18 protein-coding genes are annotated in these 23,371 nt (G+C 64.5%); 14 read left to right on the forward strand and 4 right to left on the reverse strand.

The window, feature by feature from the left end; translation table 11 throughout:
* Positions 1-53 precede the first annotated feature (53 nt).
* Complete coding sequence (locus ASG20_RS10985) at positions 54-1,082, forward strand: hypothetical protein (RefSeq protein WP_056051951.1); 1,029 nt, start codon at positions 54-56, stop codon at positions 1,080-1,082.
* On the opposite strand, the gene ASG20_RS10990 is transcribed toward ASG20_RS10985, so the two are convergent.
* Positions 1,066-2,205 (reverse strand): hypothetical protein, encoded by a 1,140-nt coding sequence (locus ASG20_RS10990; RefSeq protein WP_056051954.1) that lies wholly within the window; start codon positions 2,203-2,205, stop codon positions 1,066-1,068. The two genes, ASG20_RS10985 and ASG20_RS10990, sit on opposite strands and share 17 nt — an antisense overlap.
* Positions 2,206-2,342: 137 nt before the next feature.
* On the opposite strand from ASG20_RS10990, the gene ASG20_RS10995 reads away from it, so the two are divergent.
* The 12 genes from ASG20_RS10995 to ASG20_RS11050 all read left to right on the forward strand — a co-directional run bounded on the left by ASG20_RS10995 (position 2,343) and on the right by ASG20_RS11050 (position 19,261).
* A complete protein-coding gene (locus ASG20_RS10995; protein ID WP_056051956.1) occupies positions 2,343-2,693 on the forward strand; it encodes a hypothetical protein in 351 nt (116 codons plus the stop codon).
* Positions 2,690-3,187: a hypothetical protein gene (locus ASG20_RS11000; RefSeq protein WP_156364242.1), complete on the forward strand. Its 498-nt coding sequence runs from the start codon at positions 2,690-2,692 to the stop codon at positions 3,185-3,187. The genes ASG20_RS10995 and ASG20_RS11000 overlap by 4 nt, the downstream gene beginning before the upstream one ends.
* A gap of 44 nt (positions 3,188-3,231) precedes the next feature.
* Entirely contained in the window at positions 3,232-3,543 is a 312-nt protein-coding gene (locus ASG20_RS11005; protein ID WP_056051961.1) for a hypothetical protein, read from the forward strand.
* Complete coding sequence (locus ASG20_RS11010) at positions 3,540-4,544, forward strand: hypothetical protein (RefSeq protein ID WP_156364244.1); 1,005 nt, start codon at positions 3,540-3,542, stop codon at positions 4,542-4,544. Before ASG20_RS11005 ends, ASG20_RS11010 begins: the two co-directional genes overlap by 4 nt.
* 2 nt (positions 4,545-4,546) lie before the next feature.
* Complete coding sequence (locus ASG20_RS11015; protein ID WP_056051967.1) at positions 4,547-6,841, forward strand: hypothetical protein; 2,295 nt, start codon at positions 4,547-4,549, stop codon at positions 6,839-6,841.
* A 5-nt stretch (positions 6,842-6,846) separates the two neighbouring features.
* A complete protein-coding gene (locus tag ASG20_RS11020) occupies positions 6,847-7,863 on the forward strand; it encodes an ATP-binding protein (protein ID WP_168371624.1) in 1,017 nt (338 codons plus the stop codon).
* Positions 7,863-9,845, forward strand: a complete 1,983-nt coding sequence (locus ASG20_RS11025; protein WP_056051971.1) for a hypothetical protein — start codon at positions 7,863-7,865, stop codon at positions 9,843-9,845. Before ASG20_RS11020 ends, ASG20_RS11025 begins: the two co-directional genes overlap by 1 nt.
* Positions 9,846-10,298: 453 nt before the next feature.
* Complete coding sequence (locus ASG20_RS11030; protein WP_056051976.1) at positions 10,299-13,676, forward strand: TonB-dependent receptor; 3,378 nt, start codon at positions 10,299-10,301, stop codon at positions 13,674-13,676.
* Between the two features lie 197 nt (positions 13,677-13,873).
* Positions 13,874-15,049 (forward strand): sensor histidine kinase, encoded by a 1,176-nt coding sequence (locus ASG20_RS11035; RefSeq protein ID WP_082470895.1) that lies wholly within the window; start codon positions 13,874-13,876, stop codon positions 15,047-15,049.
* Positions 15,046-15,843, forward strand: coding sequence for a LytR/AlgR family response regulator transcription factor (locus tag ASG20_RS11040; RefSeq protein ID WP_031393111.1), 798 nt, complete (start codon positions 15,046-15,048; stop codon positions 15,841-15,843). The genes ASG20_RS11035 and ASG20_RS11040 overlap by 4 nt, the downstream gene beginning before the upstream one ends.
* A gap of 174 nt (positions 15,844-16,017) precedes the next feature.
* Positions 16,018-17,034: a cell wall hydrolase gene (locus ASG20_RS11045; protein ID WP_056051979.1), complete on the forward strand. Its 1,017-nt coding sequence runs from the start codon at positions 16,018-16,020 to the stop codon at positions 17,032-17,034.
* A gap of 358 nt (positions 17,035-17,392) precedes the next feature.
* Positions 17,393-19,261 (forward strand): ABC-F family ATP-binding cassette domain-containing protein, encoded by a 1,869-nt coding sequence (locus ASG20_RS11050; protein ID WP_056051982.1) that lies wholly within the window; start codon positions 17,393-17,395, stop codon positions 19,259-19,261.
* A gap of 131 nt (positions 19,262-19,392) precedes the next feature.
* Here ASG20_RS11050 and ASG20_RS11055 read toward each other — a convergent pair whose 3' ends face one another.
* Both ASG20_RS11055 and ASG20_RS11060 read right to left on the reverse strand, forming a co-directional pair.
* Positions 19,393-19,713, reverse strand: coding sequence for a DUF3297 family protein (locus ASG20_RS11055; protein ID WP_056051985.1), 321 nt, complete (start codon positions 19,711-19,713; stop codon positions 19,393-19,395).
* A 108-nt stretch (positions 19,714-19,821) separates the two neighbouring features.
* Complete coding sequence (locus tag ASG20_RS11060) at positions 19,822-20,205, reverse strand: hypothetical protein (RefSeq protein ID WP_056051987.1); 384 nt, start codon at positions 20,203-20,205, stop codon at positions 19,822-19,824.
* Positions 20,206-20,409: 204 nt separating this feature from the next.
* On the opposite strand from ASG20_RS11060, the gene ASG20_RS11065 reads away from it, so the two are divergent.
* The gene (locus ASG20_RS11065; RefSeq protein WP_082470896.1) at positions 20,410-21,075 is read left to right on the forward strand and encodes a L,D-transpeptidase family protein; all 666 of its coding nucleotides are present in this window, start codon (positions 20,410-20,412) and stop codon (positions 21,073-21,075) included.
* 448 nt (positions 21,076-21,523) lie between these two features.
* Here ASG20_RS11065 and typA read toward each other — a convergent pair whose 3' ends face one another.
* A complete protein-coding gene (typA, locus tag ASG20_RS11070) occupies positions 21,524-23,368 on the reverse strand; it encodes a translational GTPase TypA (protein ID WP_056051990.1) in 1,845 nt (614 codons plus the stop codon).
* Between the last annotated feature and the right edge of the window lie 3 nt (positions 23,369-23,371).

The following is a 23,371-nucleotide window of genomic DNA, read 5'->3' on the forward strand; positions in this document are numbered from 1 at the left end:
CCACCGCGCCCAAAATCACCCATCGAAGAGCCCCCCCTTGAAGGAGAAGGCATATGGAAAAGGACATTGATCTGTCCGGAGTCGAGCCCGCACGCTGGCCCGAGATCCGTCGGCGCGTGGCCATCCTCGACGAATTCGTGGCGATCCACCGGGCACCGAAGGCGGTCCGAGCGGCGTTCGCCAGCCGCATGGGCATCTCGGAGTCGCAGTTCATGATGCTGGCTCGGGTGTGGCGGACGAGCCGCCGCGCGGCGGACATCCCCGGTGCGCGATCGCGCAACGCGATCCCGACGGCGCGACGCATCCCCGCCCGCTCGTTCGAGATCATGCGGGAGGCCATCGCCGATCTCGGCGCGATGGCCCGCCGCAAGGTAGTGCTGGCCGAGACCGTGGCGCGATGCCGGAGAGAGCGAGTCGAGCCTCCGTCCAATTCGACGATCGCGAACATGCTGGCGGAGGCCCGCGCTGCGATGGAAGCGGAAACCCCCTTCGCACCGGAGATCCTGATCGACGAATGCATCGTGAAGCTGCCCGTGCTTACGGGCACGTCCGTGACGATGCCGCGTGTGTTGCTCGCGGTGGCGCTACCGCAACGTCGCATCCTTGCGGCGAAGATCAGTTGCGATCCGAACAAGCCTCCGTCCCTTGCCGGGCTGATCGATGCCCTTAAAGAGAACTCCACGCCAGACGGAGCGCCGCTGCAGATGCGAGCGCCGCACCGAAGCGGCGTGGAACGCAGCGCCATCGGTGCGGTCCCGCGCGAAGACGGCCATGGCATGCCGACGCTCGGCCGCGTCCTTGGCCCGCGCATCGGAGACCTTGCCGTGATCTATCAGGTCGGCAAGGCGCGATTGAGCGACACCCTCGTCGCCGCACGCCACGCCACGGCGATTGGCGACGACGACGCGGTACGTGCCATCGAAGATGCCATCGAAGCCCACAACGCTCAGGTGCCTTCGCTCCCCAAATCCGGCTTTTCGATCACTAGACGCGCAGGCCGCACGCGACGCGTGGTGGCTACGCCTACGCCTACGTCCATCGCGGAAGACCAGCCGCCCGGCACCACTATCCGCGGGCGATGAACTCCAGGATCCGCATCGTCACGGGCGCCGGGCGGGCTGCCCCCTCGGCCACACTCTCGGCCAGCACCTCGGCATTGTGACGAGCGACCTCGACCTCGATGGCCGTCGTCGCCTCGGCATCCGAGAACCTGTGACCCGCCTCTGGCAGCGCAGAAGCATCGGTTCGCGCCGGAAAGATCCTCATGCCACCGATGGCGTCGCCAGCAACCATCTTTAGGTAGCGGCCGTACCTCCGCCCCTTCTCGACGAGACCAAAATCCAAGCCGAACGGGTTGGCACCGTATTCGGCACGCGTCGACGCCCAGGCTTCGGGATCTTCGCCCACGATTACGTCGATGCGCGTCGTCGTGTCCGCCCATGGGATCCGCTGCGCGTCCGGTCGCACGATGCGATCCAGCGCATCCTGAGCGGCGCGCGCGTACGCCGACCTGCTCTCGTCCAGCGTCCCTACGCTGAATCCCAAGAGAAGCCGCGACGTTCGATCAACCACGGCGAAAACGACGTGATAGGAGCCGTCGGGCCGCAGAAGCTCGCAGGCCACCGCGTCGAAGCCAGGCCGTCCGCCGGCCTGCTTCTCGCCCTTGAGCCGCCGCTTCTCGCGTTGGACCATCGTGCGTAGCGTGTTGACGTGAGGGAGCGACGCGTCGCGCAGCGCCGGATGCGACTGCAGCCGATGCACGATGGTCGCGATCTTCGCATCCTCGTCCACCTTGACCAGTTCCGGCAGGATCGACTGGATCGTGTTGACGACGTCTCCTGCAAGCCTCGGTCCCGACCGGCCGGGCCGCTTCGCGAACGCACCGAGCGATTGGAGCGTGGGCTCCGCCTTCCATGCCGCGGCGATCTCGTAGAACCGGGAGACCTTGACCTGCGCTTGCCCCGCCGCCTCGGCTGCCGTCATCTCACCGGGCTCGTCGACCCACCGTCGCAGCACGGCGATGCGCAGCATGGCCAACTCTCGCCGGTCGGTCGGCATTCCCGCCCACAAGGTCAACTCGTCCTTATGCGGCGCGCGCCCGAGAGCGCCGCTCAGGCGCGCGTCAGGATCCAGCTTCGCCGCGCCATGCGAGCGCGCGGCTAGAAGCGGCGTGTCCGGAGGAGATGGTCCGTCGGGGCTGTTCATCAGCCCGTCCTATCCGCCTCCGTAATTTTTACAAGGGTGTTCCAGAATCCCGCTTGCCATCCGCTCTCACAATGAATAGATGCGGCGTTCTGGATGATTGCTGTGATTCATCCGGATAAACGTAGGAGAGTGTCTGGATGGATATCGTGAACTTCGGTTCGGACTGCAAGGCAGCCGCCCGGCGCACCGCCACGTGGCGGCGCACACCCGTACGCCCATGGCGCGAGTCGAATCTCAACGCTGCGCGGCCGACGCTGGTCAGCAAGACGGACGCCGAGAGGCGTCGCCGTCTCGCGATCTGCAGGATGATGGACGAGCACGAGATCCCGAACACCGAGAAGGCGCATCGCCGAGCATACGGGATCCTGTGGACGGATCAGGTATGGAAACGTCTTGGCGCGCCGCCGCGTCCCCGCACTCTCGTGGACTGGCGCAACCGCTGCGGGGGCGTCGCCGGCAGCAAAGTGGTAGAGGGGCGCCGTTCGTGAGCGCCGCCGCCAAGCCAGCGCTGGAGCGCGCGATATCCCGGATGAAGCGCAACTATCGGCGTGCCGCCATGCGCCGCCCACTTCCCAACGGCCCTGCCACGCAATTCCATCGCGACCCCGATCGCGAAGACGGGGCACCGATCTGGCCGGCTGACGATTCGATCACCCCGGCCGCGCTCCTGTTCATGAAAGGAGAACCATTCGAAATCGACGGCGACAGCTATCACGTCGAACGCGTAATCGCGTCGAAGCGCGGTCAGCAGGCCGATCTTCTGGTCCTTCGCGGCCGGGAACACATGCGGTGCAAGGAGCGCACCACGCGCAGAGCGATCCAGGTCCGCGATCTCGAAGACCTGATCGACCAGGACCGCGTCGTAGTCATGTTCGGTGTCAGCGCACGGCAGTGGAACCTCGACCGCGGCTGGTGCCGCGGCGGCCGCACCCTCGCGTCGCTCGGCTTCGACCTTCGCAGCATTTCCAAGCCCCGAGCCTGACCATCAGCCCGCTCAGCATCGATGCTCCCTAGAAGGTTTCGCCCATGAAGACGCACCGTAAGTCTCACTCGACCGAGAACCGCAACGCCCGGAAGGCGATCGCCTTCCGGGGCGGCGCCCGCCGCACGGGAGCGACGATCCCGCAGGAGCAGCAGATCGTGAGCGGCCGCCGCCTGCGCCGCGCCGCCCGTTCGGGCAAAGCGCCCATCGACACCTTCATGATCCAGGACGACGGCACCCTCCGCCACCTGCTCGCCGACGTAGATATCGCCCCGCACACGCGCGCCTTCCTCGGTTGGCGCCATGGGACCCCGCCCTTCGCTTCACTCGGCTTCGCCATCGGCGATGACGCGTGAGAATCAAACGTAAGGGCAATTCCCGCCCCGCCGGCAGCCACCAGCTCAAGACGGGGCAGGTCCGCATCCCGCTGCCGCAGCAGGTCCTCGTGAGCCGTGCGCGTACCCAGCATGGCGGCACCGCCGTTCCGCCGGCCGCCCACGGCAATGCGGCGCGCGAGCACGACGATGCTCGGCCGGTCGTGGTTCCCCACTGGCGCGACTGCCAGCCTAGGCGCCCAGCGCGCTGGGTTCGGCATGCACCCCGCCGCGACGCGGGAATGACCATGCGTCCGCGTTCCGTCGACGAGGGATGGCGCGATGGGCGCCTGCGAACCGATCCGCACGGACGACCGATGCGGATCAACATGACCTACACGAACGGCTTCATCACCTCCGCGGACTTCAGCCCCAAGATCGGGCAGGACGTCTTCGGGGAGGGACCGTTCGAGGGCATCTATCGTTCTCGCCTGACCGCGGACTGCGACACCGTCGAGTTCCAGTTCCAGATCGGTGAGATCAGCTGGACGACGAAGGACGGAGGCGAACGCAGCTACACGCCCGATGGCGGTCGCATCACAAGCGATGGCCGCGAGATCTGGTTCGAGATCAAGGCCCATGAGAGCTATTTCCAGCTCCCGGAAACCGCTGACCTGCTCGCGCAGGCTGAACTGGTACTAGCGGAACACGGGATCGAGCTCGAAACGGTCGATGGGTCGAAGCTCCTTGAGGATCCCGAGCGCATGCGCCGCGTCACGGAGGTCCTGCGCTTCCGCAACGTCCCCTATGACGACGCGGACGTCGCCAAGGCACATGCCCTGATCCTTCAGCACGACGGACGTGCACCCCTCGGCAGGATCACATCGATCCTCTCCAACAACCGGCTGCGTGGCGCAGCCATGGCCAACGCAATGCTTCTGCGGCGCGACATCGGCTTTCATCTCGACGCCGCCATCACACCCGACACTACCGTCCACATCCCGCTGCGTCCGACGCGCCGGCTGACCAGGACGGATGGCTAACCATGTCTCTACCCTGCGACCTGGTGGTCGGCGACATCCTCATGTCCGAGAGGCGCAAGATCCGGTTCGAGGCCGACCTCGGAGAAGGCGACCTGCACTTCACGGACGTGCGCACCGGCGCGCGCCTGCGCGTCCCCGATCCCAAGACCGGCGAACTCGTCACGACCACGACGGCCTGGCTGCTGCGCGAAGTGCGCGCAGGCAGAATAAGCAAGCAGCGCCCCCGCCGCCGCAAGAACGAGGATCGTCGGGGCGACATGTCCCATGTCGACGAAGACGCTGCAGACTCCGTCGATCCCCGATATTCCTGGCGCAAGACATGGGTGCGCCAGGCCCGGCAGCTCAGCGTCAAGAGCGAACCGGCCTGCGAGCGCTTCATCAAGTCGCATGGCGAACGCATCTTCGCCGAGTACAGGGATCGCAAGGGCAGGGCCTACAATCTGCCGGGTGCATCCACGCTCCGCCGCTGGATCGCGAACGAAGCGGACGAATTCCAGCCAGCCGCACTTATCTCGCTGGCCGGACGCCCCAAGGGCCAGTCCCCGCTGACCGATCAGGAAGATGACGCCGTAACCGAGGCGGCCATTTATTGCTGGGCTGAACCAGGCGCATCCGTTCGCGATGGACATGTCCGTCTAGAGAACGCCTGGAACAAACTGCCTGCCGATCAGAAGGGCGAGAAGGTCCCAACCTATGAGACCGTCAGGCTTCGTTTTCACAGCCTCGCGACATACGAGACCGTGAAGGCCAAGTTCGGCCAGGACAGAGCGGAGCGCATGTTCGGCGCCGTTGGCGAGTCGTTCGAGATCAACCGTGCGTTCGAGAAGGTGTTCGTCGACGGCTTCGAACTGGAGCAGGTTGCTGTCTTCGGAGAGGACTGGCAGCTGCCGGGCGGAAAACTCCGCGGCGTGCTGTGCACCGATGCCTTCTCCACCTTCGTATTCGATCCGGCCATCTACGCCGGCCCCCATCGCGACGAGATGTCGATGGAGGCGCTGGCGCGCGTCATGACCCCGCCCGACTTCCTCACCGAGGAGGAGTTGGCAGAGGACGAGCATATCGGCTGGGCGTTCGGCATCCCGGAGTCCTGGCTACCGGATAACGAGAAGGTCATCATCAACCGCGCCTACATCCCGGCGCTGACCGATCTGGGTTCGCGCCTCGAGCTTCCCGCGACCTATCACTCGGACGCCAAGGCTTTCGTGGAATGGATGATCGGGCACATAAAGGCGCGCATGCGGGGACTGCCGGGCACGGTGCTGTCGCCTCGGCACAAGAAGGACATCAAGCGCAACCCGGTCAATGAGGCCGAACTCACCATGCACCAGATCCGCACGGTGGTGCGAGGCGTCATCTGGGATCATAACCACACGCCCGTCGAAAGGCTCAACTGGCGATCACCCTATCAGGTTCTCATCGCCAGCATGATGGCCGAAGGAACCGCCTCGCTCGAGGATCCCAATCGAATCCGCTCGATGCTCGGCAAGACCGTTCCCGACGCTGTGATCGTGAATGACGGCATCGAGCATGACGGCGTCCAGTATCGCGGCCCCGAGATCGAAGGCTACCTGAAGCGCAACTATCACACGACCCGCAGGGCCGATCAGCTCGACAACACGGCGAAATGCATCTGCTCGATCCGGACCATCGAGGCGAACCTCGACTACATCTTGCTATGGGATCCGCATCCCGACGAGATGAGGTTCATCGTCCTCTGGTCGACCCAGCCGACCTACACGGCCTATCTCAGCCGCTGGGAACACGACAAGTATCGCGAGATGGCGAAGCAGCGTCGCGAGAAGTTCGACACGCAGGCGCAGCGCGTGAAGTCCCGCATGAAGAGCCTGGAGATCATCGACAAGGAGGCGCCCAAGGCCGCGTTTCGTCGGCGCGCCGTCATGTTCGCGCTCGCGGCCAGCGAGGAGGTGCGCCAGCTGTCCGGCGCCCGCGCCAAGCGCAAGACCCACCTCCGGTTCCCCGAGCACTTCGTCATCGTCAACTCCTCGATCGGCATGCGCGGCGATCCGGGCACTCCGCCGCCCGGAGCCTCGAAAAGACCCCCGACGAACAAAGTCATCGCACCTAGGCGGGACAGGGGGCGGGGCGTCTCGCCCGACCGTGACACGGCGCAGGTTGAGCACGACGTCAATGGCACCGGCATTGCGATGTCACCCGATCAGGGCACCATGCAAACCCATGAAAGCAAGGGAGAGCAGGCTCCGCGGGACTGGGACAGTCTCGGATCGAACGCGCCCGACGACTACGACCCCAACCCCTATTTCGACACGGAGGAATGATCTCGATGGCTAGTGAAAAAGATCCACTCGGCAGGATGCCGCGCCCGCTTACCGGCCGCTTCCAAGCCGACTACGCCGACAAGGCGGTGCAGGACCGGGTAGCGAACGTGACGATCGCCGTCGATGGCATCTGGGTGACGCATCGGCCCCAAGAGGCGATCGTAGGCCGCGTACTTACTTACCGGCTTGGAAATCTCGGTCGCGTTCCGAAGACCATGGACGGCCTGTGCATGGGACAGCAGAGCCAGTCGGCGAAGTCCTCCACCATGGAGAGGGTCAAGCAGACGCTCATGCAGGAAGCCATCGACGCCGGCGAGGAGCCCAACCCGTTCCAGACCATCATCGTCGGCCTTGATCAGAAGACGAGCCTCAAAAGTGTCATGCAGGACGTGCTCATCGAGATGAAGGATCCCGACTGGGATTACGGGACGGAGAAGCAGCTGAAGCAGCGCATCAAGAACTTCGTGCCCCTATTGGGGGTCGAGCTCATCATTATCGACGAATGCCAGCACCTCGGGAAGGGTACGAAGTCAGACGATGACAAGGCGGGCGTCGTCTTCTCCGACGTGACCGACGCGCTCAAGCGTTTGCTCGACCTCAAGATCGCGCCGATCGTCCTCGTCGGCAACGAGGATGCGGCCGTCGTCTTCAAGAGAAACCAGCAGCTGCGCGTGCGGCTGGGACTTCCGCTGGAACTTCCAGCCCTACGGACCGCACTGGACCCCGAGGCCATCCTCCTTCGCGACTTCATCACGGCGTTCGCCACCCAGCTGAAGACGTCTGGCGCCGTAGCGGTCGAGCCGAACTTTACGCATGAGACGATACTCGACGGCATCATCGAGGTGGCCGGTGGATATGTCGGACGCATTGCGCGCTTCCTCAAGAACGCCGCCATCCACGCGTCAGCCCGGGACGCCGTCACAGTGGAACCCTACGACCTGAGCTGCGTCACGCGGGGCTACGCAATAGACTCCAAGTGGATCACCACCGATCCGTTCTCGAAGCCGCACGGCAAACGCTGATGGTCGACTTGGAGCGTTCGCAGCGGGACGACGTGGCCCACCGCTACGCCAACGGCTACCTCGTCTCCCAAAGGGAGCGGAAGGTCGGGCGCGCGCTTCGATTCACCACAGACCCCTTTGACGAGGAGAGCCTGCCTGGCCTTATCGCCCGGGCCACGGCCTTACACGTTCTTCTCTACCTCAACGGCGTGCTCCGCCGGGCCGGCATCAACATGAATGCCGCGGGCCAGTTGGCGCTCCTGCCGATTGAACGGCTGGAATCGCTCACCGGCATCATCGGCTGCACCCTCGACGAAATCGCCGCACGTAGCTTCACGCGCACCCATTCGGAACGCAAGGTCTCGGACGTCACGATCGGGGACGCGACCGTTCGCGTGTTCGACCTCGAGACGACAAGCCGCCGCATCGCTCCCGGAACGCTCCGCACCCATCCCTTCCACCGCATGGCGTGGATGAACCGGCTGCTACCGTATTGCGAGGTCAGCTACGAGTTGCTGCGATCCGACTGCTCGGAATGCGCCAAGCCATTGCGCTGGAAGAACAGCTGCGGGATCGGCGTGTGCGAGAGTTGCGAGTCGGAGGTGTGTCCCTCTGCAGAGCCGCCGCTATCCGCAGGCCACCGCGAGAACTACGCCATGTTCGCCGATCTCCTCTCGGCCAATCCCAAGCGTCACCGCGACGCCCTCCTGCGACTTGGTCCATCGCTTAGGACCCTGGACCACAACACGCTTGTGGAAATGGTCTTGGGCGTCGGGACGCGCATCGTCGCGGCGGAGGTGCCGCGGGAGCAGAAGATCCAAAGGAAGGCGATGCATCGCCTGCCGCCCGAGTATCTGGGCACCGTGATCGCGCGGGGAATCGGTATGTTGCGGAACTGGCCGGACGACCTGCGGACATGGGCTCGGGAGCGGGCCGAGACGCTTCGGGACGACAGGCATGCTTTCCTGGCACACCGCGCAGACTTGCGCCTCCTCGGCGCACGCAGCAGGGTGTCGCCGGCACAGGCCACTGTCATGCGGGAGGCGCTTGGCGACCTGTTCGCCAAGGAGCAACGCAGCTTCGCCGCGCCGCAGACCACGGCCTTGAAGTTCGAGGCCAGTGCGATGCTGGGAACGACCAACGAAACGCTCGCGGAACTCGCCGAGCTCGGCCATCTGTCGGAGGAGTCGGTTCCCGGTCGGACGCGCGACCATGTGCGCTATTCCATGGTAGAACTGGTTGAGATCCGGCGCGCGCTGACAGAATCCAGGACCTGGCCCGAGATCGCGCGGTCCATCGGCATTCCGCTCTACGGCATGGAGCAGCTCTGCTGCATGGAGAAACTGGATTGCGAGATGAACGCCGCGGCGCATTATCTCAGGGGAGCCTGGGGCATAACGACCGCCTCCCGGGATACCCTCTGGGACGATATCAAGCAGAACGCGACACAAGGTGTCCGGCCCCACGGTGCTACGCCGCTCGGGACCGCGGTTCGGCGGATCGGCGGACGATTGAAGCCCTGGGGTGCTATATTCGACGCCCTGTCAGGATCAGCGTTGCAGCCGTCCCCTATGCGGTTCTGGATCTCGGCTGAGAACGCCAGCGCTTGGACGCGGCGCATCCAAGTGATCCCAGACGACATCAAGCACTTCGACGACGTCGCGTTCGATCCGAAAGGCTATGCTCTCCTCCGCTTATCGGAGACGACGAACATCACCGGTGCTCGCGAAATCCTCAACCTCGGCGGTAACCCAAACTGCAACCTGCGAAAGCTGTTCGCCGACGACATCGCATCGCGTCCGCAGTTCGGTCCCGAGAAGGCCATCGGCCTCAGCGCCGTTCTTAAAGAGGCACAACGCTCGATCTCGGTCGCCGAAATCTGCGAGCGCAACCGCTGGAGCCCGCGACGCCTGAAGGGCCAGGTTCTAAAGTTCGCCGATGTGCGGACAGCGACGGGATGGAAAAGGGACGTGATCGAGGGAAGCGGCCTGCTCGTCTCCTGACCCGAGCCAACCAAGACCAACGCCTGCGGCGCGGGATCAGCTGGATCGACTCGACCACAAGTGACTACGTCGGCAAAACCGGAGGGCATGCGTTTCAATGGCGAGCCTCCGATGCCGGTCATGTCCCGAGGGGCTGGGCCGTCATTCCTTGCACGTCCCGCGGAATGGGCCGGGTTAGCTTGTAGGAAATTTGGTTGTAATGCGGCCCTGCCGGGCCGAATCATCTTTGTACGATGGGAGCTGAACTCCGTAACGGCCTGTTGCGAAACGGTTCTAGCGCGACCGAAACGGTTCGACTCCGTGGCTTTTTTGCAACGCGGCATGACCGAGTGCGGATGTGACAATAGACGACTCGCCAATGTCACATATCCGAAATATTCCACGTGCAGGGCCGGATTAACACGACATGAAGTCGCGAAATCCAGAGCCGAAGGCTCAAAAGGGGTATTACTGATGCGGAACAACCTTTTCCTGGGTGTGGCAGCGATTGCGCTGGTCGCACCGATGGCGGCCTCTGCGCAGGAGACGACCTCGTCGATCCGCGGCACCGTGACGTCCGCCGGAACGCCCGTCGTCGGCGCGACCGTCGAGATCACCAACACCCTGGCCGGCAGCCGCGCGACCGCGATCACCGACAACTCGGGCTCGTTCAACGTCAACGGCCTGCGCGCCGGCGGTCCCTACACCGTCGCTGTCAACGCGACCGGCTATTCGGCGACGCAGGTCACCGACATCACCACGACCGTCGCGCAGGCGTTCGACGTGCCGATCGAACTGAATTCGGAAGCCGGTGGCGGCAACGAGATCGTCGTGACCGCGGCGCGCCTGCCCAATGCCCGCTCGATCTCGCAGGGTCCGACGACCGTGCTGAACGCGGTGCAGATCGCCAACATCGCCTCGGTCAACCGCGACATCCGCGACCTCGAACGCCGCGATCCGTTCGCCCGCCTCGACGACAGCCCCTCGGGTGGCCGTTCGGTCTCGTTCGCCGGCCAGAATGCGCGCTACAACCGCTTCACCGTCGACGGTGTGTCGGTCAGCGACAATTTCGGGCTCAACAGTGATGGCCTTCCCAGCCGCCGCTCGCCGATCCCGCTCGATGCGATCGGCCAGTTCCAGGCACAGGTCGCGCCGTACGACGTCCGCCAGGGCAATTTCCAGGGCGGCGCGGTCAACATCGTGCTGAAGTCGGGCACCAACGACTTCCACGGCACCGGCTTCTATTCGCAGTCGCGCGACGAGTTCGTCGGCAAGAAGACCAAGGACCTGACCGTCAGCGTCCCCAACTTCAAGGTCGAGAATTTCGGCGCCGAGCTGTCCGGCCCGATCATCAAGGACAAGGTGTTCTTCATGGTCGCCGGCGAGCGCCTGCGTGGCGGTCGTCCGATCGCGGAAGGTCCGATCGACAACAATGTCGGCAACGGCGTTCCCGGCGTGCTGCAGAACTCGGTCGATCAGATCAGCGCGATCGCCAAGTCGGTCTACAATTACGACACCGGCGGCGTGCTGCGTAACCTCGGCGACAAGGACGACCGCGTCGTCGCCAAGATCGACGCGAACATCACCGACACCCAGCGGCTGTCGCTGACCTACACCTACGCCAACGACGCGATCAACCTGCTCAACAACACGTTCCTGACCGCGCCGACCGGCCTTGGCCTCGCATCGAACGCCTATGTCTCGGGCAACCGCCTGCACACCGGCGTCGCGCAGTTGAACTCGACCTGGAGCGACAGCTTCTCGACCGAAGTCCGCGGCTTCTACAAGAACTACACGCGTATCCAGGAGCCGGTGCTCGGCCGCGGCTTCGCGCAGTTCCGCGTCTGCACCAACCCGACCAACCCGGTCGGCGGTTCGCTGACGGCGTGCGACAACAACGCCGGTGTCGTGTCGTTCGGTCCGGACAGCTCGCGTCAGACCAACGCGCTCAAGACCGAGACTTGGGGTGGCCTGGCGCAGGCACGCCTGACGATGAACGACCACGACGTGCGCGTGTTCACCGAGATTTCGAGCGTCTCGATCTTCAACTCGTTCCTTCAGAACTCGTCGGGCAATTATTACTTCGACTCGATCGCCGACTTCCAGGCGCAGCGCGCGAACTCGCTCGGCTACGGCAACGCGATCCCGTCGCTGGTGCCCGAGGATGCCGCAGCGACCTTCGGCTACCAAAGCTACACGTTCGGCGTGATGGACTCGTGGAAGGTGACGCCGACGCTGAACGTCAGCTACGGCGCGCGCTACGACCTGTATGCGATGGATGACAATCCGACGCTCAACACCGCGTTCGCGTCGCGCTATGCGAACGGCGCGATCGTCAACGGCAAGGTCGTCCAGATCGGCACCAACACCGCCAACATCTCCGGGTTCGGGCTGTTCCAGCCGCGCGCCGGGTTCGACTGGAAGCCTGCCAATCGGGTGAGCATCCGCGGCGGCGGCGGCATCTTCGGCGGCGGCACCCCCGACGTCTATGTGTCGAACAGCTTCTCCAACACCGGCGTGCTGAGCAACTCGATCTCGATCAACCGCTCCGCATCGGGCTTCACCGGCGCGACCACCAACGCGGTGACCGGTGCGGCGGCGCTGAACGGGGTTACGGGGACCAGCATCCCGACCGCGGTCAACACGCTATTGACCAACGCGACGGTCTCCACCGCCTCGACGACCAATGCGCTCGACCCGAACTTCAAGATTCCGTCACAGTGGCGCGCCACGCTGACCGGCGAATACACCGCCAACCTCGGGCCGCTCGGCGACAACTGGGTGTTCGGTGCGGACTTGCTGTATTCGAAGGTTCGCGAGCAGGTGTATTTCACCGACATCCGTTCGGTGCCGATCACCGGTTCGCTGACGCCGGACGGCCGCCAGCGCTACCAGAACCTGATCGACGGTCCGAACAGCACCAACACGAACACCGACATCCTGTTGACCAACACCAACAAGGGCCGCGCCTATATCGCGGTCGCGCGGTTCGACAAGACGTTCGACTTCGGCCTGAACATCAACGGCAGCTTCACCTATCAGGACGTCAAGGACGCGGCACCTGCGACCTCGTCGACTGCCGGCTCGAACTATAGCAACGGTGCGTTCGCCGATCCCAACAACGTTCAGTACGGCATCTCGAACGACCAGGTTAAGTACTTCTTCAAGTACGGCGTGAACTACGATCACGCGTTCTTCGGCGATTACAAGACCACGTTCGGCCTGTTCGGCGAATCGCGGATTGGTCATCCGTTCAGCTACACGTTCCAGGATTTCGGCGCGAACCGGTCGTCGGTCTTCGGTACGACGGGTGTCAGCTCGGGCACCGGTGTCGGCGGCAACCGCTATCTGATGTACGTCCCGACCGTGAACGATGCGCGCGTGTCGTACAGCAGCACTGCGGTCGAGAATGCGGTCAACGCGTTCATCGACTCGTCGGGTCTGGCGAAGTATCGCGGCAAGGTCGCGCCGCGCAACGCCTTCCACTCCAAGTGGTTCACGCGTCTCGACCTTCACCTTGCGCAGGAAATCCCGACTTTCCTGAGCGGGTCGCGCGTGACGCTCTTCGCCGATATCGAGAACTTCACCAACTTCATCAACAAGAACTGGGGCCAGCAGCGCGAATACGCGTTCCCGTACAACACCGCGGTCGTTCGCGTGCAGTGCATCGCGACGCCGACCCCAACCGGTGCGTCGATCGCCGGCGTCGTTGCCAACACCGCGGGTCAGCCGTGCGCGCAGTATCGTTACTCGCCGGTCGGCGGCGGTACGAGCTTTGCCGCCCAGCAGGACCAGATCTACGTGAACCAGTCGCTCTACTCGATCCGTATCGGTGCGCGCTTCACGTTCTGATCTGCGCCTGACGTGATGGAATGACGAGACCGCCGCTTCCCACCGGGAGCGGCGGTCTTTTTATGTCCGCCACCCGACCGCTGACGACAGCCGTCGATCGCAAGTCGACACAGGTTAAGACCGCGCGGAAGATCGGTTGCCGGCCCAAGACTTGGTTTTGCGTGGGCTAGCCTCGGCGTGTAAGAGCCGATGCCATCATGGCTACGCTTCCCGTTCCTGCCCCGCCGACCGCACCCAGCACGCACGGATCGAGCGCGGCCGGATCCGTCCGCGGCACCCGATCACTGCCCTTCACCGCGCGGCCGTTCTTCGAGAATAAAAGCCGCGCGTTCTGGACGTTGCAGGCGGTGGGATGGAGCGGATACCTGTTGCTGCGCGGGGTCGTGTCGATCTCGAACGGCGTGACGCTCGACGTCGTGATCCCGGTGATCGTCGAGGCGATCCTCGGCTATTGCATCACGCTCCTGCTCTCGACCTTCTACGGGATGTACCGCGGGTTGCCGCGACTGGTGGCGATATTCCTGACGATCGCGACGCTCGCTGCCGCGACGTTCCTGTACGCGGTGCTCGACGCGTTCACCTTCTCGTTTATCGCCAGCGCAACGCCAGGCGTGACGCTGGGCCGGCTGCTGGTGTCGATCTACATCACCTTCACCGTGCTGTTCGGCTGGTCGGCGCTGTATTTCGGGATCAACTTCTACCTGATCGTCGAGCAGCAGATCGATCAGATGGAGCATCTCGAGAATCAGGCGTCGTCGGCGCAGCTCGCTATGCTGCGCTATCAGCTCAACCCGCATTTCCTGTTCAACACGCTGAACTCGATCTCGACGCTGGTGCTGCTCAAGCAGACCGAGCGGGCGAATGCGATGCTCAGCCGGCTGTCGTCGTTCCTGCGCTATACGCTGGCGAACGAGCCGACCGCGCACGTAACCGTCGCGCAGGAGGTGGACCAGCTGAAGCTGTATCTCGAGATCGAGAAGATGCGTTTCGAGGATCGGATGCGACCGAAATTCGAGATCGATCCGCGCGCCGAACGCGCCCGCCTGCCCTCGCTGCTGCTGCAACCGCTGGTCGAAAACGCGATCAAATATGCCGTCACCCCGCAGGAGGAAGGCGCCGAAATCTGCGTCGAAGTGCGGCTCGCCGGGGAACGCGTGCAGATCGCCGTATCCGATACCGGTCCGGGCTTGATCGAGGGCCGGATCGGTTCAAGCCATTCGACCGGCGTGGGGCTCGCTAATATTAGAGACAGGTTGGCTCAGGCATATGGGCCCGACCACCGTTTCGAAACCCGCTCCACGCCGGCTGGCGGCTTCTCGGTAGAAATCGAGATACCGTATCAGCTGGAAGACGTGAACAGAGAGGCCTCATGACCATCCGTACCATTCTCGTCGACGACGAGCCGCTGGCGATCCAGGGGCTGGAACTCCGACTCCAGGCCCATGAAGACGTCGAGATCATCGAAAAATGCTCGAACGGCCGCGAGGCGATTCGCGCGATCAAGACGCACAAGCCCGACCTCGTCTTCCTCGATATCCAGATGCCGGGGTTCGACGGGTTCTCCGTCGTGCAGGGCCTGATGGAGGTCGAACCGCCGTTGTTCGTGTTCGTCACCGCCTATTCGGACCATGCCTTGCGTGCGTTCGAGGCGCAGGCGGTCGATTACCTGATGAAACCGGTCGAGGAATCGCGGCTGGCGGATACGATCGAGCGGGTTCGGCAGCGTCTGTCGGAAAAGCGCGGCGTCGAGGAAGTCGATCGGTTGCGCGAAGTGCTCGCCGATGTCGCGCCGGATGCGGCGGCGGACATGCCGGATGGGGATGCGGTGTCGGCGAACCGGTTCGAGAAGCTCATCAACATCAAGGATCGCGGGCAGATCTTCCGCGTCGATGTGGACACGATCGAGCGGATCGATGCGGCTGGCGATTATATGTGCATTTATACCGGCGATAATACGCTGATTTTGCGCGAGACGATGAAGGATCTGGAGAAGCGGCTTGATCCGCGCAGGTTCCAGCGGGTGCATCGGTCGACGATCGTGAATCTGGATCTGGTGAAGCAGGTCAAGCCGCATACGAATGGGGAATGCTTCCTGGTGTTGAATTCCGGGGCAAGCGTGAAGGTTTCGCGGTCGTATCGCGATGTGGTGGCGCGGTTCGTTCACTGATTTTTGATCCTCCCCTGGAAGGGGAGGTGGATGGCGAAGCCAGACGGAGGGGTATCGCCCCCTCGATAGCGTGATCCCCCTCCGTCAGCCCTGCGGGCTGCCACCTCCCCTTGCAGGGGAGGATTGGGGTGCCGCATTAACCAGTCCCTAAACCCCGCGCCCTAGAGCGGGGGGATGAAGACGTCGGGTTACGGCCTTTATCCACATGCGCTGATCAGTCTGCCCGCTTTGGTGATGGCGACGTCGTGCGTGCCGGCGGATCGGCCGGCGGCGATCGCTCGGGTCCAGCCGGAGCGGAACTCGCGAGCCTTGCTGAGCCGGATGGCGTTGCATGTGCCGGACGACATCTCGGCCAAGATCGCGACGGCCGCACCGGATGCGCCGTTTGCGGCTGCGGCGCCGTTCGTTGCTCCGCCGTTTTTGACCTCGAACTCTGTCGATGACGCTAGCCGTGCGGCCGACTGCCTGACCGCCGCCGTGTATTACGAGGCGCGGTCGCAGTCGGAGGATGGGCAGCGGGCGGTGGCGCAGGTGGTGCTGAACCGGGTGCGCGACCGGGCCTTTCCGAACAGCGTTTGCGGGGTCGTGTATCAGGGGTCCGAGCGGCGGACCGGGTGCCAGTTCAGCTTCACGTGCGACGGCTCGATGAACCGTGCGCGGGAGCCGGGGGCTTGGGATCGGGCGCGGGCGGTGGCCAGCGCGGCGCTTGGGGGGAGCGTATATGCGCCGGTCGGGGCGGCGACGTCGTTTCATACGACGAGTATCCTGCCTTGGTGGGCGTCGAGTCTTGCGCGGATCACGACGGTTGGGGCGCATGTGTTTTATCGCTGGCAGGGGGCGTTGGAGCGGGCTCTGACGTTTCGGCAGGCTTATGCTGGGGTCGAGCCTGGGGTTCGGGATGTTGGTTTGGCGAGCGGTGGTGGCGTGGCGGCGGTTGCGACGCAGGTTGCTGGGGTTTCGGTGCATTATGGTAATCGGGACGACGTTGCGGACTTGGGCGCGGAGACGGCCGATGCGCTGCACGGGGTGACGGTGCACCGGGGGGTGTCGCGTTCTGGCTCAACGATGGCGGGTGCGGCGATTGTGCCTATGCGGTTGGTTTCCGGAGTGCGGATTCATGTTGGTGGGCGGGGGTCTGCGATGATCGGCGGGGTTGAGCAGTCGGGCGCGGTAGTTTCGGACGAAACCTAACCACTCCAAGGCCACCACCCCGGCGGAGGCCGGGGCCCAATTGGGAAACGTCGCTAACGGCGGATGGCGCTCCGTTACGACCACCTTTCCAATTGGGCCCCGGCCTTCGCCGGGGTGGTGCTCTAAATTGCCGGCGAGCCCGCGACTGATCCTCCCCCGCAAGGGGGAGGTGGCTGGCGCTTGCCAGACGGGGGGGAGGCGCGCGAAACGTCTGATCCATGTCCTCCCCCTCCGTCGCCTTTGGCGCCATCCCCCCTGGCGGGGGAGGATCGAGAAGCGTCGGTATTGGGGACCGATCCGAAAACAGCGCCCACCCCTCCCCTCGCAAAACCATGCTGCATCTGCTAACGGGACGCGCATGCTGAACCTGAACAATATCACGGTGCGCCTGGGCGGACGCGTTATCCTCGATGGCGCCACCGCTGCGTTGCCGCCGGGCTCGCGCGTCGGGCTGATCGGGCGCAACGGCGCGGGCAAGTCGACGATGGTGCGCGTGATCGCAGGGCAGTTGGAGCCCGACGACGGTTCCGCCGACATGCCGAAGGGCGCGCGGATCGGTTACCTCGCGCAGGAGGCCCCGCACGGTGTGAAGACGCCGTTCGAGACCGTGCTCGAAGCCGATCTGGAGCGCGCCGCGCTGATGATCGAGAGCGAGACGAGCGAGGATCCCGACCGGCTCGGCGACGTGTACGAGCGGCTGATCGCGATCGACGCCTATACCGCGCCCGCCCGCGCCGCGCAGATCCTGCTCGGCCTCGGCTTCGACGAGGACATGCAGGCGCGCACGCTCGACAGCTTCTCGGGTGGCTGGAAGATGCGCGTCGCGCTTGCCGCGCTGCTGTTCTCGCAGCCGGATCTGCTGCTGCTCGACGAGCCTTCGAACCATCTCGATCTCGAAGCGGTGATGTGGCTGGAGGACTTCCTCAAGGGCTACAAGGCGACGATCGTGGTGGTCAGCCACGAGCGCGACTTCCTCAACAACGTGGTCGATCACATCCTGCATCTGCAAGGCGGCAAGATCACGCTGTATCCGGGCGGCTACGACGCGTTCGAACGGCAGCGTGCCGAGCGTCTCGCGCAGATCGAGGCGGCGCGCGCCAACCAGGCGGTGCAGCGCGAGAAGCTGCAGGAATATATCGCGAAGAATTCCGCCCGCGCCTCGACCGCGAAGCAGGCGCAGTCGCGGCAGAAGATGCTGTCGAAGATGCAGCCGATCGCCGAGAGCTACAACGATCCGACGCTGTCGTTCGGCTTTCCCAATCCGACCGAACTGCGGCCGCCTTTGATCACGCTGGATATGGCGACCGTGGGCTATGCCGACGTGCCGATCCTGAAGCGGCTCAACATGCGGCTCGATCCCGACGACCGGGTCGCGCTGCTCGGGCGCAACGGCAACGGCAAGACCACGCTCGCGCGGCTGCTGGCGGCGCAGTTGACGCCGATGGACGGCGAGATGTCGTCCTCAGGCAAGATGAAGGTCGGGTATTTCACGCAGTATCAGGTCGAGGAACTCGATCCGACCGATTCGCCGATCGAGCATATGTCGCACCTGATGAAGGGCGCGACTCCGGCTGCCGTGCGCGCGCAGCTGGGGCGGTTCGGCTTCTCCGGCGACAAGGCGACGACCCGGGTCGGCAAGCTGTCGGGTGGCGAGCGGGCGCGTCTGGCGCTGGCGCTGATCACGCGCGATGCACCGCACCTGCTGATCCTCGATGAGCCTACCAACCATCTGGACGTCGATGCGCGTGAGGCTCTGGTGCAGGCGCTCAACGCCTATACTGGCGCTGTCGTACTGGTCAGCCATGACCGGCACATGCTGGAGCTGACCGCGGATCGGCTGGTGCTGGTCGACGACGGGACGGCGAAGGAATTCGACGGCAGCCTCGACGATTATATCGCGTTCGTCCTGAAGGGCGATGGCGGCAAAGGCGATGCGGCGTCGAAGGCGGACAAGAAGGCCGGCAAGAAGGCTGCGGCCGAGGCGAAGAGCAACGACGCGGCGTTGCGCAAGGCTCTGCGCGAGATCGAGGAGCAGACCGCGAAGTTCACCAAGGAGCGCAATGCTCTGGACCGTGCGATGGTCGATCCGGCTAATGCGGAGCCGCGGTTCTCGCGGATGTCGATGGGGGACCTGAGCAAGCGTCGCGCCGAGGTGCATGCGAAGCTTGAGGCTAGCGAGGCGAAGTGGCTTGAGGCTAGCGAGGCGCTGGAGGGCGTGGAGGCCTAGGCTTCTCCTTACGCCCCTCCCTGGAAGGGAGGGGTTGGGGGTGGGTCGGGTTCCGCGTGTTTAGGCGGTTGTGGCTCACGCTGGCCTACCCACCCCCGGCCCCTCCCTTTCAGGGAGGGGGGAAAATTGGCTTAGCCCTCGTCGGTGTCCGCGTCTGCTGCCGGACGCTCGAACCAGGCCTCGACCGGGCCGACCAGCTTCAGCGTCAGCGCGTTACCGTTGCGGTCGACCTTCTTGCCGAGCGCGACTCGGATCCAGCCTTCCGAGATGCAGTATTCCTCGACGTCGTGGCGTACCTTGTCCTTGAAGCGGATACCGATGCCGCGTTCGAGCAAGTCCTGCTGGAAGAACGGGCTGCGCTGGTTGATCGACAGACGATCGGGGGGCGTGTCGCCGGTTGCGGCCGGGGTGGCGGCGGCTTCGGTCTCGGGGGTGTTGGGCGTATCGGTCATGGTCGCGCGTCTAGCGGCAAGCACCGGGCGCGCGCCACAAAAAAGGCACCTGACGAAAAAGCGGCGCCGGGATTGCTCCCGACGCCGCCTGTCGATCTTGTGGTCGGATCAGTTGCAGACCCGCACCGAAACCCGGTCGCCATAATAGGGGTCGACCCGCCATTCGTTCCAGCACCGCGGCGCATAATAGGTCGCCACCGGTGCCTCGTAATAGACCCGCGGGGGCGGCGGGGGCGCGTCGTAATAGCCGCGGTCGTAATAGCGCGGCCGGTTGCTGCTGGCGATCGCTGCACCGACGCCGAGCCCGAGGATACCGCCCAGCACCGCTGCGCCCGCGACATTGCCGCCGCCACGATGGTGGTAGCCGCCCCAGCCGCCGCCGTAGCCACGGCCATACCCACCCCAGCGCTGCGCATCGGCCGGCGCGGCGGCAGTGAGTGCCGTAGCCGCCAAAGCGACGCCCAAACCTGCCTTCTTGAAAAACCCGTTCATCTTCCGAACTCCGTTACTAGTTACGCCCGGTCCGCCTGGGACAAACGCATAAGTGTCCGACCGTGTTTCAGGATTTAGGCGATTCGGTCTGAACTGGTTCGGAACGGCTTGTTAACCCACGGTATAGCTGGAGCAGTCCCGGGCGGGGACATTGCCACCGCGGCCGGCCGGGCATTGTTCACGAATATCGGATAGGGTGCGGCGATGCGCAGGATGATGACGACGCGAGCGATCGCCTTTGCCGTGCTCGGCGGGAGTGCGGTGCTGATCGGTGGGCTGGCGCTGTCCGGGTCGCCGGTTAAGGTGCGGGCGGTCGAGGCGCCTGCCCGGGTGGCTCAGGTCGCTGTGCCGGTTGCGAAGGCGGCGCCGAAGCCGGTTGCTGTCGCTGCCGAGGAACCGGCCGACGCGTATGTGGTGAAGCGGGTGCTGAACGTGCCCGAGCCTTTGCGGCATGGCGCGTATTACTGGGATACGGAGGGCGTACCCGAAGGGCCGATCGTCATCACCGTCGATCTGGTGGCGCAGACCTTGTCGATCTTTCGCAGCGGGTACGAGATCGGGACGGCGGCCGTTATCTATGGCGCGGACGAGAAGCCGACCCCGCTGGGCGTGTTCAAGATCACGCAGAAGGACGCACATCATGTGTCGAACCTGTACGGGGCGCCGATGCCGTACATGATGCGGCTGACCAATGATGGGGTTTCGATTCATGGCAGCGCGTTGATGGATGGGAAATACGCTACGCATGGGTGCGTTGGGGTGCCGACTGCGTTTGCGAAGTTGATCTTCGAGCAGGTCAAGCTGGGGGATCGGGTGATCGTTACGAGTGGCGAGATACTGGCGCGGGGTGGGCGGATTACTGCCGCTTGAGGGTGGCAAGCGAGCGCCGACTGCCGCGGATCGTCCCCTCCGTCATCCTGACGAAAGTCAGGATCCAGAGTAACGGCTAGCGACCTTCGTGACTCTGGATCCTGACTTTCGTCAGGATGACGGCAGTTCGCATGTCGCTACCGCGTCGACCGCTGCTTCGTGCCACCCTGCCCCAACGTCCGTCATCCCCGCGCAGGCGGGGATCCATATCCTCAGACGTCCGCAAGTTACCCGTTAGGCTAATCAGTATGGGTTCCCGCCTTCGCGGGAATGACGGCGTGTGGCTGGGTGATCGAATCGGGCCAAGCAAACGAAAAGGGCCGGAGGTTTCCCCCCGGCCCTTCTTCAGTTCCGAACCGGCGCGCCGCGGCAAAGCCGCGTCGTCGGACCTCGCTTGAGCGAGGCCGGCCGAGCGCCTGAGGCTCAGCCGGCTTCGCCTTCGCTGGCCTCAGGCGCTCTGCTTAGCCCGGCTAGCGCGCTTGCGCTCGTTGGCATCCAGGAAGCGCTTGCGCAGGCGGATCGACTTTGGCGTGACTTCGACCATCTCGTCATCGTCGATGTACGCGATCGCCTGCTCCAGCGTCGCGCGCTTCGGCGGCGACAGGCGGACCTGATCGTCCTTGCCACCGCTCGCGCGGAAGTTGGTCAGCGCCTTGGTCTTCATCGGGTTGACCTCGAGGTCGTCCGGCTTGGCGTTCTCGCCGACGATCATGCCCTCATAGAGAGCCTCGCCGTGGCCCACGAACAGGATGCCGCGCTCTTCGAGCGGCCCCAGTGCATAGTTGTTCGCCTCGCCCGAACCGTTCGAGATCAGCACGCCGTTCTTGCGGCCCTCGATCGCGCCCTTGTGCGGACCGTACTTCTCGAACAGCCGGTTCATGATCCCCGTGCCGCGCGTGTCGGACAGGAATTCGCCATGATAGCCGATCATCCCGCGCGACGGCGCCGAGAAGGTGATGCGGGTCTTGCCGCCGGTCGACGGACGCATGTCGGTCAGCTCGGCCTTACGCGTGTTCATCTTCTCGACGACGGTACCCGAATGCTCCTCGTCGACGTCGATGATGACGGTCTCGTACGGCTCGGTCTTCTTGCCGTTCTCGTCCTCGCCGAACAGCACGCGCGGACGCGAGATGCCCAGTTCGAAGCCTTCGCGACGCATCGTCTCGATCAGCACGCCCAGCTGAAGCTCGCCGCGGCCGGCGACTTCGAAGCTGTCCTTGTCGGCGGCCTCGGTCACCTTCACGGCGACGTTCGACTCGGCTTCGCGGAACAGGCGCTCGCGGATCATGCGCGACGTCACCTTGCTGCCCTCGCGGCCCGCCATCGGCGAGTCGTTCACGGCAAAACGCATCGACAGCGTGGGGGGATCGATCGGCTGCGCGTGCAGCGGCTCGGTCACCGTGATGTCGGCGATCGTGTCGGCAACCGTGGCGACCGAGAGGCCTGCGAGCGAAATGATGTCGCCAGCCTTGGCTTCGTCGACGGGAACGCGCTCGAGACCACGGAACGACATGATCTTGGACGCACGACCGGTCTCGATGATCTTGCCGTCGTTATCGAGTGCGTGGATCGCCTGGTTGGTCTTCACGGTACCCGAATTGACGCGACCGGTGAGGACGCGGCCGAGGAACGGATCGCGGTCGAGCAGCGTGACGAGGAAGGTGAACGGCACGCCGGCGACTTCCACGGCGGGCGGGGGCACGTGCTTCACGATCGTCTCGAACATCGGGATCAGCGTGCCTTCGCGCGCGTCCATGTCGGTCGAGGCATAGCCGTTGCGACCCGATGCGTAGAGCACGGGGAAGTCGAGCTGGTCGTCATTCGCGTCGAGCGACACGAACAGGTCGAACACTTCGTCGAGCACTTCCTGGATGCGCGCGTCGTTGCGATCGACCTTGTTGACGACGACGATCGGCTTCAGGCCGAGTGCCAGCGCCTTGCCGGTGACGAACTTGGTCTGCGGCATCGCGCCTTCCGACGAATCGACCAGCAGGACGACGCCGTCGACCATCGACAGGATGCGCTCCACTTCGCCGCCGAAATCGGCGTGGCCGGGCGTGTCGACGATGTTGATGCGGATGCTCTCGGACTCGCCGGGAGGGGTCCAGTCGACCGAGGTCGGCTTGGCGAGAATGGTGATGCCACGCTCTTTTTCGAGGTCGTTCGAATCCATTGCGCGCTCTTCGACGCGCTGGTTGTCGCGGAAGGTGCCGGACTGGCGGAAGAGCTGGTCGACCAGCGTCGTCTTGCCGTGATCGACGTGCGCAATGATCGCCACGTTGCGGAGGCTCATGAA

This window comes from Sphingomonas sp. Leaf198 (assembly GCF_001424005.1).
In the GTDB taxonomy this organism is placed as follows: Bacteria; Pseudomonadota; Alphaproteobacteria; order Sphingomonadales; family Sphingomonadaceae; genus Sphingomonas.

Bases quoted from the DNA above. Each gene is read 5' to 3' on its own strand.
- ASG20_RS10985 (WP_056051951.1), top strand. From the start codon at position 54: ATGGAAAAGGACATTGATCTGTCCGGAGTCGAGCCCGCACGCTGGCCC.
- ASG20_RS10990 (WP_056051954.1), bottom strand. From the start codon at position 2,205: ATGAACAGCCCCGACGGACCATCTCCTCCGGACACGCCGCTTCTAGCC.
- ASG20_RS10995 (WP_056051956.1), top strand. From the start codon at position 2,343: ATGGATATCGTGAACTTCGGTTCGGACTGCAAGGCAGCCGCCCGGCGC.
- ASG20_RS11005 (WP_056051961.1), top strand. From the start codon at position 3,232: ATGAAGACGCACCGTAAGTCTCACTCGACCGAGAACCGCAACGCCCGG.
- ASG20_RS11015 (WP_056051967.1), top strand. From the start codon at position 4,547: ATGTCTCTACCCTGCGACCTGGTGGTCGGCGACATCCTCATGTCCGAG.
- ASG20_RS11020 (WP_168371624.1), top strand. From the start codon at position 6,847: ATGGCTAGTGAAAAAGATCCACTCGGCAGGATGCCGCGCCCGCTTACC.
- ASG20_RS11025 (WP_056051971.1), top strand. From the start codon at position 7,863: ATGGTCGACTTGGAGCGTTCGCAGCGGGACGACGTGGCCCACCGCTAC.
- ASG20_RS11030 (WP_056051976.1), top strand. From the start codon at position 10,299: ATGCGGAACAACCTTTTCCTGGGTGTGGCAGCGATTGCGCTGGTCGCA.
- ASG20_RS11035 (WP_082470895.1), top strand. From the start codon at position 13,874: ATGGCTACGCTTCCCGTTCCTGCCCCGCCGACCGCACCCAGCACGCAC.
- ASG20_RS11040 (WP_031393111.1), top strand. From the start codon at position 15,046: ATGACCATCCGTACCATTCTCGTCGACGACGAGCCGCTGGCGATCCAG.
- ASG20_RS11045 (WP_056051979.1), top strand. From the start codon at position 16,018: ATGAAGACGTCGGGTTACGGCCTTTATCCACATGCGCTGATCAGTCTG.
- ASG20_RS11050 (WP_056051982.1), top strand. From the start codon at position 17,393: ATGCTGAACCTGAACAATATCACGGTGCGCCTGGGCGGACGCGTTATC.
- ASG20_RS11055 (WP_056051985.1), bottom strand. From the start codon at position 19,713: ATGACCGATACGCCCAACACCCCCGAGACCGAAGCCGCCGCCACCCCG.
- ASG20_RS11060 (WP_056051987.1), bottom strand. From the start codon at position 20,205: ATGAACGGGTTTTTCAAGAAGGCAGGTTTGGGCGTCGCTTTGGCGGCT.
- ASG20_RS11065 (WP_082470896.1), top strand. From the start codon at position 20,410: ATGCGCAGGATGATGACGACGCGAGCGATCGCCTTTGCCGTGCTCGGC.
- typA (WP_056051990.1), bottom strand. From the start codon at position 23,368: ATGAGCCTCCGCAACGTGGCGATCATTGCGCACGTCGATCACGGCAAG.